8 protein-coding genes are annotated in these 8,975 nt (G+C 71.4%); 7 read left to right on the top strand and 1 reads right to left on the bottom strand.

Annotated elements, in window-relative coordinates; all coding sequences use genetic code 11:
• Window positions 1-243 precede the first annotated feature (243 nt).
• Genes QMK28_RS06255 through QMK28_RS06230 form a run of 6 tightly spaced genes read left to right on the top strand, consistent with a single transcriptional unit; the run spans window position 244 to window position 6,105 of the window.
• Window positions 244-1,851: an ABC transporter ATP-binding protein gene (locus tag QMK28_RS06255; protein WP_326435989.1), complete on the top strand. Its 1,608-nt coding sequence runs from the start codon at window positions 244-246 to the stop codon at window positions 1,849-1,851.
• Window positions 1,851-2,960, top strand: coding sequence for an ABC transporter permease (locus tag QMK28_RS06250; protein WP_326435988.1), 1,110 nt, complete (start codon window positions 1,851-1,853; stop codon window positions 2,958-2,960). The genes QMK28_RS06255 and QMK28_RS06250 overlap by 1 nt, the downstream gene beginning before the upstream one ends.
• The gene (locus QMK28_RS06245) at window positions 2,957-3,082 is read left to right on the top strand and encodes a hypothetical protein (RefSeq protein WP_326435987.1); all 126 of its coding nucleotides are present in this window, start codon (window positions 2,957-2,959) and stop codon (window positions 3,080-3,082) included. The genes QMK28_RS06250 and QMK28_RS06245 overlap by 4 nt, the downstream gene beginning before the upstream one ends.
• Window positions 3,079-4,365: an ABC transporter permease gene (locus tag QMK28_RS06240; RefSeq protein ID WP_326435986.1), complete on the top strand. Its 1,287-nt coding sequence runs from the start codon at window positions 3,079-3,081 to the stop codon at window positions 4,363-4,365. Before QMK28_RS06245 ends, QMK28_RS06240 begins: the two co-directional genes overlap by 4 nt.
• Complete coding sequence (locus tag QMK28_RS06235) at window positions 4,362-4,790, top strand: cytidine deaminase (protein WP_326435985.1); 429 nt, start codon at window positions 4,362-4,364, stop codon at window positions 4,788-4,790. The genes QMK28_RS06240 and QMK28_RS06235 overlap by 4 nt, the downstream gene beginning before the upstream one ends.
• Window positions 4,791-4,821: 31 nt before the next feature.
• Window positions 4,822-6,105: a thymidine phosphorylase gene (locus QMK28_RS06230; RefSeq protein ID WP_326436060.1), complete on the top strand. Its 1,284-nt coding sequence runs from the start codon at window positions 4,822-4,824 to the stop codon at window positions 6,103-6,105.
• A gap of 83 nt (window positions 6,106-6,188) precedes the next feature.
• Here QMK28_RS06230 and QMK28_RS06225 read toward each other — a convergent pair whose 3' ends face one another.
• Complete coding sequence (locus QMK28_RS06225; RefSeq protein ID WP_326435984.1) at window positions 6,189-7,538, bottom strand: MFS transporter; 1,350 nt, start codon at window positions 7,536-7,538, stop codon at window positions 6,189-6,191.
• A 62-nt stretch (window positions 7,539-7,600) separates the two neighbouring features.
• Between QMK28_RS06225 and QMK28_RS06220 the strand changes: the two genes are divergently transcribed.
• A complete protein-coding gene (locus tag QMK28_RS06220) occupies window positions 7,601-8,653 on the top strand; it encodes a LysR family transcriptional regulator (protein WP_326435983.1) in 1,053 nt (350 codons plus the stop codon).
• The last annotated feature ends 322 nt before the right edge of the window (window positions 8,654-8,975 follow it).

Below are 8,975 nucleotides of genomic sequence, written 5' to 3'. Positions count from 1 at the left end.
GGGTTGGCGGGATAGGGTCACCCTCCCCCCCCAGCCTCCCTTGCTCCACGGCAGCACCTTCGCCCCACCGCCCCACCCTCGCCCAGCCGGAGCGCGTCCGGTATCCGTCCGGCCGTCCAGGCCCCCGCTCCTTCCTCCAGAGGAGAGTGCGCCATCGCAGCGTCCAGCAGTGCGCCCAACGGCCCCCGAGCCGCTTCCGGCAGCTCCCATGCCGTGGAACCCCATCCCACGGGACCCAATGCCGTGGAACTCCACGGAATCACCAAGCGGTTCCCCGGAGTCGTGGCCAACCACGACATCGACATCACCGTGCGCCGCGGCACCGTCCACGCGCTCGTCGGCGAGAACGGCGCCGGCAAGTCCACCCTGATGAAGATCCTCTACGGCATGCAACGGCCGGACGAGGGCACCATCTCGGTCGACGGTGAGCAGGTCTCCTTCCACAGCCCGGCCGACGCGATCGGCCGCGGCGTGGGCATGGTGCACCAGCACTTCATGCTCGCCGACAACCTCACCGTCCTGGAGAACGTCGTCCTGGGCGCCGAGAAGATGCACGGCATCGGCGCGAAGGCGCGGACCCGCATCCAGCAGATCTCGGACGCGTACGGCCTCGGGGTCCGCCCCGACCTGCTCGTCGAGGACCTCGGCGTCGCCGACCGCCAGCGCGTCGAGATCCTCAAGGTCCTCTTCCGCGGCGCCCGCACGCTGATCCTCGACGAGCCCACGGCCGTCCTGGTCCCGCAGGAGGTCGACGCGCTCTTCGACAACCTCCGCGAGCTCAAGGCCGAGGGCCTCACCGTCATCTTCATCTCGCACAAGCTGGGCGAGGTCCTCTCGGTCGCCGACGACATCACCGTCATCCGGCGCGGCACCACCGTCGCCTCGGTGCACCCGGCGGACGTCACGCCCAAGCAGCTCGCCGAGCTGATGGTGGGCAGCGAACTGCCCTCGCCGGAAACCCGCGAGTCGACGGTCACCGACACCCCGTTGCTCCAGGTCCGCGAGCTGCAACTGCGCGCGACCGACCCGGACGGGGTCGTACGGTCCGTGCTCGACGGCATCGACTTCACCATCCACCAGGGCGAAGTCCTGGGCATCGCGGGTGTGGAGGGCAACGGCCAGGCCGAACTGGTCGAAGCGATCATGGGGATGCGGGTGCCGGACGGCGGCAGCGTCACCCTGGACGGCGCCGACATCTCGCAGGCCCCGACCCGCGCCCGCCGCGAAGCCGGCATCGGCTACATCCCCGAGGACCGGCACCGGCACGGACTGCTGCTGGAAGCCCCGCTGTGGGAGAACCGCATCCTGGGCCACGTCACCGAGCGGCCCAACAGCAAGCGCGGGCTGCTCGACCTGGGCGCCGCCCGCCGCGACACCGCGCGGATCGTCGAGGAGTACGACGTCCGCACCCCCGGCATCGAGGTCACCGCGGCCTCGCTCTCCGGCGGCAACCAGCAGAAGCTGATCGTCGGCCGCGAGATGAGCCACCACCCCAAGCTCCTGATCGCCGCGCACCCCACCCGGGGCGTGGACGTGGGCGCGCAGGCGCAGATCTGGGACCAGATCAAGGAGGCCCGCCGCGAGGGCCTGGCGGTGCTGCTGATCTCCGCCGACCTCGACGAGCTGATCGGGCTCTCCGACACCCTGCGGGTGATGTACCGCGGCCGCCTGGTCGCGGACGCCGACCCCGCCACCATCACCCCCGAGGAGTTGGGCTCCGCCATGACCGGCGCCGCCAGCGGCCACCTCGCGCATGTCGAGGACGAGCCGACGGCCGACGATTCACCGGCCGATGAGACGCGAGCGGTCCGGCCGCCCGCGGCCGAGCCGCGGGAAGGGGAGGAGGGCTGATGAAGAAGTTCGACAAGAACCGGATGATGCTCGGGATCGCCGCGCCGGTCCTCGCGATCCTCGCCGCGCTGGTGATCACCTCGCTGATCATCCTGGCGACCGGCAAGGAGCCGTTCCACGCCTTTGAGATCATGATCGACTTCGGCACCAAGAGCGACAGCCAGGTCTTCATCCTCAACAAGGCCACCCCGTACTTCCTCGCCGGAATCGCCGTCGCCATCGGCTTCCGGATGAACCTGTTCAACATCGGCGTGGACGGCCAGTACCGCCTCGCGGCCTTCTGCGCCGCGGCTGTCGGCGGCGCGCTCGCGCTGCCCGGCATCATCCAGATCCCGCTCATCATCCTCACCGCGATGCTGGTCGGCGCGATCTGGTCGGGCATCGCCGGACTGCTGAAGACGACCCGCGGCATCAGCGAGGTCATCACCACGATCATGCTGAACGCCATCGCGGCGTCGGTCATCGGCTACTTCCTGCAAGCGGGCCGGCTCGGCAAGAAGGAGGGCAACCTCGTCTTCACCGAACCGATCCCGGCCTCCAGCCACTTCTTCGACATCCCCACCGAGCCCAAGCCGGTCTACGGCTTCATCGTGATCGCGGTGCTCGTCGGCGTCGTCTACTGGTTCGTGCTCGGCCGCACCCGCTTCGGCTTCGACCTGCGCACCGTCGGCCGGTCCGACTCGGCCGCCGACGCCAGCGGCGTCAACGTCAAGCGCATGGTGGTCACCAGCATGGTGCTGTCCGGCGCGACCGCGGGCCTGGTCGGCATGCCGACGCTGCTCAACGAGTCGTACAACTACGGCACCGACTTCCCGACCGGCATCGGCTTCACCGGCATCGCCATCGCGCTGCTCGGCCGCAACCATCCGGTCGGCATCGCGCTCGGCGCCCTGCTCTGGGGCTTCCTCGAACGCACCGGCACCCAGCTGGAATTCGAGGACTACGACAAGGAGATCGTCGGCGTCATACAGGGCGTCATCGTCCTGTGCGTCGTGGTCGCCTATGAGCTCGTACGCCGGTACGGGCTCAAGAGCCAGCAGCGGAAGGTCGGCGAGGAGCTCGCCGCCGAGGCCGCCCGTAAGAACGACAACGTGGAGGTGGGCGCGTGAGCGAGCGAGCCGTCAAGTCGGGGGCGCGCCGCCAGTCGAGTGCGCTCCCCGAGTCGAGCGCCCTCCACGAGCTGAGTGCGCTCCGCGACCGCGCCGCCGAGTCCCGCGAGGGGGAGCGATGAGCGGCAACACGGCCACCGCGCCCGAGCGGCCCAAAACGGCGGGACTGAAGAAGCTCCGCCCCAAGCTCACCTTCCCGGTGGTGCTGCTGCTGATCTCCGCCGGACTGATCCTGCTGTCCGCGCTGCGTGTGATCACCGGCACTGACGAGATGTTCTCCACCGGCCAGATCAACGCGGCGCTGGCCGGCGCGGTGCCGATCGGCCTCGCGGGGCTCGGCGGCCTGTGGGCCGAGCGGGCCGGTGTGATCAACATCGGCCTCGAAGGCATGATGATCATGGGCACCTTCGCCGCGGGCGCGGTCGGCTGGGAGTACGGGCCGTGGGCCGCCGCCGCGGCGGGCGTCATCGGCGGCGCGCTCGGCGGACTGATCCACGCGGTCGTCACCGTCACCTTCGGCGTGGACCACATCATCTCCGGCGTCGCGATCAACATCCTGGCGCTCGGCGCGACCCAGTACCTCGCGAAGCAGTGGTTCGCCGAGGAGGGCAGCGAGGCCCAGATCAAGGGCGGCACCGACCGCACCTCGCCGCAGATGGACGACATGCCCTCGATCACCGTGCCGGGCCTCTCACCGGGGCTCGAATCGATCGAGAAACACCACTGGTTCTTGGTCTCCGACCTCGCCGGCTTCCTCGGCGGCCTGGTCACCGACGTGTCCTGGCTGACCGTGCTCGCCGTAGCGCTGATAGTCGGCACCTTCTGGGTGCTCTGGCGCACCTCCTTCGGCCTGCGGCTGCGCTCCTGCGGCGAGAGCCCGGTCGCGGCCGAGTCGCTCGGCGTCAACGTCTACAAGTACAAGTACGCGGCCGTACTCGTCTCCGGCGGCCTGGCCGGCCTCGGCGGCGCGTTCATCGCGATCAGCACCCACTTCTACAACGAGGGCCAGACCGGCGGGCGCGGCTACATCGGCCTCGCCGCGATGATCTTCGGCAACTGGCGGCCCGGCGGACTCGCCATGGGCGCGGGCCTGTTCGGCTACACCGACAGCCTCCAGTTGCGCAGCGGCGGCCCCGTCGTGCACGCGCTGCTGCTGTTGCTCGCCGTGCTGCTGGTGGCCCTCGCGGCCTGGAAATGGCGGCAGGGCGGCAGGCTTCAGGCGGGCCTCAGCCTGCTCTTCGCGGTGCTGCTCGTGCTCTGGTACGCCTTCACGGACACGGTGCCGCTGGAGGTCGTCGACGCGACCCCCTACGTCGCCACGCTGCTCGTACTGGCCCTGTCCGCACAGCGGCTACGGGCCCCGAAGGCGATCGGCAAGGCATACCGGCGAGGGGAGGGCTCATGAGCGCCGCCCCCGAGGTTCCCTCTCCCGAGGTTCCCTCTCCCGAGGGCTGGGAGGCGCTACGGGCGCGGGCGAGGGGCGCGATGACCCTGGCGTACGCCCCCTACTCGCGCTTCCCGGTGGGCGCGGCGGCGCTGGTGGACGACGGTCGTACGGTCGTCGGCTGCAACGTGGAGAACGCCGCCTACGGTGTCGCGCTGTGCGCCGAGTGCGGACTGATCTCGGCGCTGTTCGCCACCGGCGGCGGCCGGCTCACGGCCTTCACCTGCTGCGACCGCAACGGTGACGTGCTGATGCCGTGCGGCCGCTGCCGCCACCTCCTGTGGGAGCACGGCGGCCCTGAGCTGCGGGTCGACACCGCCTCGGGCATCCGCCCGATGAGCGAGCTGCTGCCCGACGCCTTCGGCCCCGCCGACCTCGAACGCTGAACATGTACCCGAAGTCGAACGCAAGGAAGGGCTGTCCATGGACGCCATCTCCGTCATCCGCACCAAGCGCGACCGCGGCCGTCTGAGCGACGCTCAGATCGACTGGATCATCGACGCCTACACCCGTGGCGAGGTCGCTCACGAGCAGATGTCCGCGCTCGCGATGGCGATCCTGCTCAACGGCATGGACCGCGCCGAGATCGCCCGCTGGACCGCCGCGATGATCCAAAGCGGTGAGCGGATGGACTTTTCCTCCCTCCCGCGCCCGACCGCCGACAAACACTCCACCGGCGGCGTCGGCGACAAGATCACCCTCCCGCTGGCGCCGCTGGTAGCCGCCTGCGGCGCGGCCGTGCCGCAGCTCTCCGGGCGCGGCCTGGGCCACACCGGCGGCACGCTCGACAAGCTGGAGTCCATCCCCGGCTGGCGCGCGCAGCTGACCAACGCCGAGATGATGGCCGTCCTGCGCGACGTCGGCTCGGTCATCTGCGCGGCGGGCGACGGCCTCGCCCCCGCGGACAAGAAGCTGTACGCGCTGCGCGATGTGACCGGCACCGTCGAGGCGATCCCGCTGATCGCCAGCAGCATCATGTCCAAGAAGATCGCCGAGGGCACCGGCTCGCTGGTGCTGGACGTGAAGGTCGGCTCCGGCGCCTTCATGAAGACGATCGAGGACGCGCGCGAACTGGCCTCCACGATGGTCGGCCTCGGCACCGACCACGGCGTCCATACCGTCGCGCTGCTCACCGACATGTCCACCCCGCTCGGGCTGACGGCGGGCAACGCGCTCGAAGTCCGCGAGTCGGTCGAGGTGCTGGCGGGCGGCGGTCCGGCCGACGTCGTCGAGCTGACCCTCGCGCTGGCCCGCGAGATGCTCGACGCGGCGGGGCTCCCGGACGCTGACCCCGTCAAGGCCCTCGCGGACGGCTCGGCGATGGACTGCTGGCGCCGCATGATCATCGCCCAGGGCGGCGACCCGGCCGCGAAGCTGCCCCTCGCGCGCGAGCAGCACGTCGTCACCGCCGCCTCGACCGGTGTCCTCACCGGCCTCGACGCCTACGCGGTGGGCGTCGCGGCCTGGCGGCTCGGCGCGGGCCGGGCGCGCAGGGAGGACCCGGTGCAGGCGGGCGCGGGCATCGAGATGCACGCCAAGCCGGGCGAGAGCGTCACGGCGGGCCAGCCGCTGCTGACCCTGCACACGGACACCCCGGAGAAGTTCGCGTACGCCCTCGAATCCCTCACCGGGGCGGCCGGGATCGCGGCGCCGGGCACCGCGTTCACCCCGACCCCGATCATCCGGGACCGCATCGCTTAGTCGACACGCACACAGTCGAAGGGGCCCGCCCCACCAGGACAGGTGGTGAGGCGGGCCCCTTCGGGCTCATATGGGCCGGCTGCTCAGACGCGGACGGCCATGGCGCGCGAGGTCCGGGTCCGGGCGGTAGCGGCGGCGGCAGCCGCCTGCGACTCGGCGCGTCGCTCGGCGAGCGCCTTGCGGGTCGCGTAGAGCGTGATCGCCGCGGCGCTGAGTACGGCCACCAGACCGAGCACGACGGTGCCGGTCCAGCCCGCCGCGTGGAAGGCGAGCGCGCCGACCGTGCCGCCGATGCTGCTGCCCAGGTAGTAAGCCGTCTGGTACAGCGCGGAGGCCTGAGCGCGACCGGTCTTGGCGGCCCGGCTCACCGACGACGAGGCCACCGCGTGCCCGGCGAAGAAGCCGGCCGTGATCAGCACCAGCCCGGCGAGTACCGCGGGGAGCGAGTCGGCGAGGCTGAGCAGCAGCCCGGCTGTCGTGGTGCCCACCGCTCCGTACAGCGCGCCGCGCCGCCCCAGCCGGGCGACGAGCCGCCCGGCGGCGGCCGAGGAGAGGGTGCCGACCAGGTAGATCAGGAAGATCGAGCCGACGACGCCCTGCGGGAGGTTGAAGGGCGCCTCGACGAGCCGGTAGCCGATCACCGTGTAGACCGCGCCGAAGACGGTCATGAAGAGCGCGCCGATCGCGTACAGCCGGCGCAGCAGCGGGTCGGACAGGTGTCCGCCGACCGTACGGGCCAGGGCGCGCGGGCTGATCGAACCCGGCGTGAAGTGCCGGGCCTTGGGGATCATCAGCTGGAAGACCACCGCGCACAGCACGGCCAGCACGCCCACCGCGCCGAGCGCCGCTCGCCAGCCCCATGCCTGGGCGACCCAGCCGGTCACGATCCGCCCGGACATACCGCCGATGCTGTTGCCCGCCACGAACAGGCCGATCGCGGCCACCAGCGCCTTGGGACGGACTTCCTCCGCCAGGAACGCCATCGCCGACGCCGGCAGCCCGGCCAGCGCGAGTCCCTGCACCGCGCGCAGCGCGATCAGCCAGCCGAGGTCGGGCGCGAACGGCACCACGAGCGAGGCCAGCGCGGCGACGACCAGCGAGGCGGTCATCATCGCGCGCCGCCCGAAGCGCTCGGACAGGGCGCTGAGCGGGAGCACGGCGAGCGCCAGAGCGCCGGTCGCGGCGGAGACGGTCCAGCTCGCCTGGCCCGGCGTCACCCCGAGGTCGTCGGAGATCGCGGGCAGCAGCGCCTGGGTGGAGTAGAGCAGCGCGAAGGTCGCGACTCCCGCCGAGAACAGGGCGAAGCTCATCCGGCGGTAGCCGGGGCCACCGGGGCGCAGCTTGGTGGAGTCGGGGTCGATCATGGGGGACGGCGAGGCGGAGGCGCCCACCCGCTGGGTAGCGGCAGACGCCTCGATATCGGCAGGAGGCATGTCATGACCGTATGCACGTGGTTTTCATGCGTCCAATGCACGAAAACGCGATAATCGATCCCATGGCGCATGAGCAGAGGTCACAGCCCTCCCTGTCACCGGCTAGTAACAGAAAAGACATCTCCGTCACACAGCCCCGGCCGGCCGCCGTCAGCCCGCCACCCGGGGCGACTTCGGCCGCGACCGCCTCGGTCGCGGCCGACATCGACGCCGAGTCCTGGGCCGCGACCCTGACCCCGCGCCTCGCGCAGTTCGCCGCCGTCGCGCGGCACGAACACGTCACCCGCGCCGCGCACCAGCTGGGCGTCCCGCAGTCCACCCTCAGCCGCTCGATGGCGCGGCTGGAACACGATCTGGGCGTGGCGCTCTTCGCCCGGCACGGCCGCACCGTATCCCTCACCCCGGCAGGCCGGGCCTTCCTCAGCTCCGTCGAACGCGCCCTGACCGGGGTCGAGCAGGCAGCCGAGTCGGTACGGGCCGACGCCGACCCGGGCGGCGGCAAGGTCGCCTTCGGCTTCCTGCACACCCTCGGCTCCGAAACCGTCCCCGGCCTCATCCGCGCCTTCCGGGCCGACCACCCGCGCATCCGCTTCCAACTCGTCCAGAACTACGGCGAGGCCATGATCGAACGCCTCCGCGCCGGCGACCTGGACCTCTGCCTGACCTCCCCGGTCCCGGACGCCCCCGACCTGGTGGCCCGCCGCCTGGACGAACAACGCCTGCGCCTGGTCGTCCCCGACGACCACCGCCTCGCCTCCCGCAAGCGAGTACGCCTGGCGGAGGCCTCCGGCGAACTCTTCGTCACCCTGGAACCGGGCTACGGCCTGCGCCGGATCACTGACGCGGTCTGCGCCGAGGCCGGCTTCAAACCGAGAGTCGCCTTCGAGGGCGAAGAAGCCGAAACCCTGCGCGGCCTGGTGGCCGCCGGCCTGGGCGTAGCCCTGCTGCCACCCCCGGCCGTCCCCCGCCCCGGAGTAGTGGAACTGACCGTCACAGCCCCGAGAGCCGTCCGAGAAATCGGCGTCGCCTGGCTCGACGGCCACCCCGACACCCCACCGGTAGCCGCCTTCAAACGCTTCCTACTGAGCCGCCGAGGCCAACTACTGCCCCGCTGAGCCGCGAGGCGGCGACCGCAGGAGGCGACGACCCCACGAGCTGTACGGAACCGGCCGCATCCCGACCAGACCGCATCCCGACCCGACCGCAGCCGCTGACGAGCGGCGAGGCTGGCCCGCCCGATCGGCACACAGAGCCGGCCTTGCTCCGTCCGGTAGCCGCCGCCGGGATACGAGGCCGGTTCCGCCCGAACGGCACGGAGTCAGCCCCCTGGCCCGTCCGGTCGTCAGTCGCCGACGAGACGCGAGGGGTCGGGGCCGGAGGGGCGGTAGGTCCTGGACGCTGTCGTGTATTTGTGGGCCGCCAGGCCCGTAAATACAC

Source organism: Streptomyces sp. H27-D2 (assembly GCF_035828615.1).
In the GTDB taxonomy this organism is placed as follows: domain Bacteria; phylum Actinomycetota; class Actinomycetes; order Streptomycetales; family Streptomycetaceae; genus Streptomyces.
This window is presented reverse-complemented; position numbering and strand designations above follow the sequence as displayed.

What these genes read in the sequence shown, in the direction of transcription:
- QMK28_RS06250 (WP_326435988.1), top strand. Translation starts at nt 1,851, where the DNA reads ATGAAGAAGTTCGACAAGAACCGGATGATGCTCGGGATCGCCGCGCCG.
- QMK28_RS06240 (WP_326435986.1), top strand. Translation starts at nt 3,079, where the DNA reads ATGAGCGGCAACACGGCCACCGCGCCCGAGCGGCCCAAAACGGCGGGA.
- QMK28_RS06235 (WP_326435985.1), top strand. Translation starts at nt 4,362, where the DNA reads ATGAGCGCCGCCCCCGAGGTTCCCTCTCCCGAGGTTCCCTCTCCCGAG.
- QMK28_RS06225 (WP_326435984.1), bottom strand. Translation starts at nt 7,538, where the DNA reads ATGCCTCCTGCCGATATCGAGGCGTCTGCCGCTACCCAGCGGGTGGGC.
- QMK28_RS06220 (WP_326435983.1), top strand. Translation starts at nt 7,601, where the DNA reads ATGGCGCATGAGCAGAGGTCACAGCCCTCCCTGTCACCGGCTAGTAAC.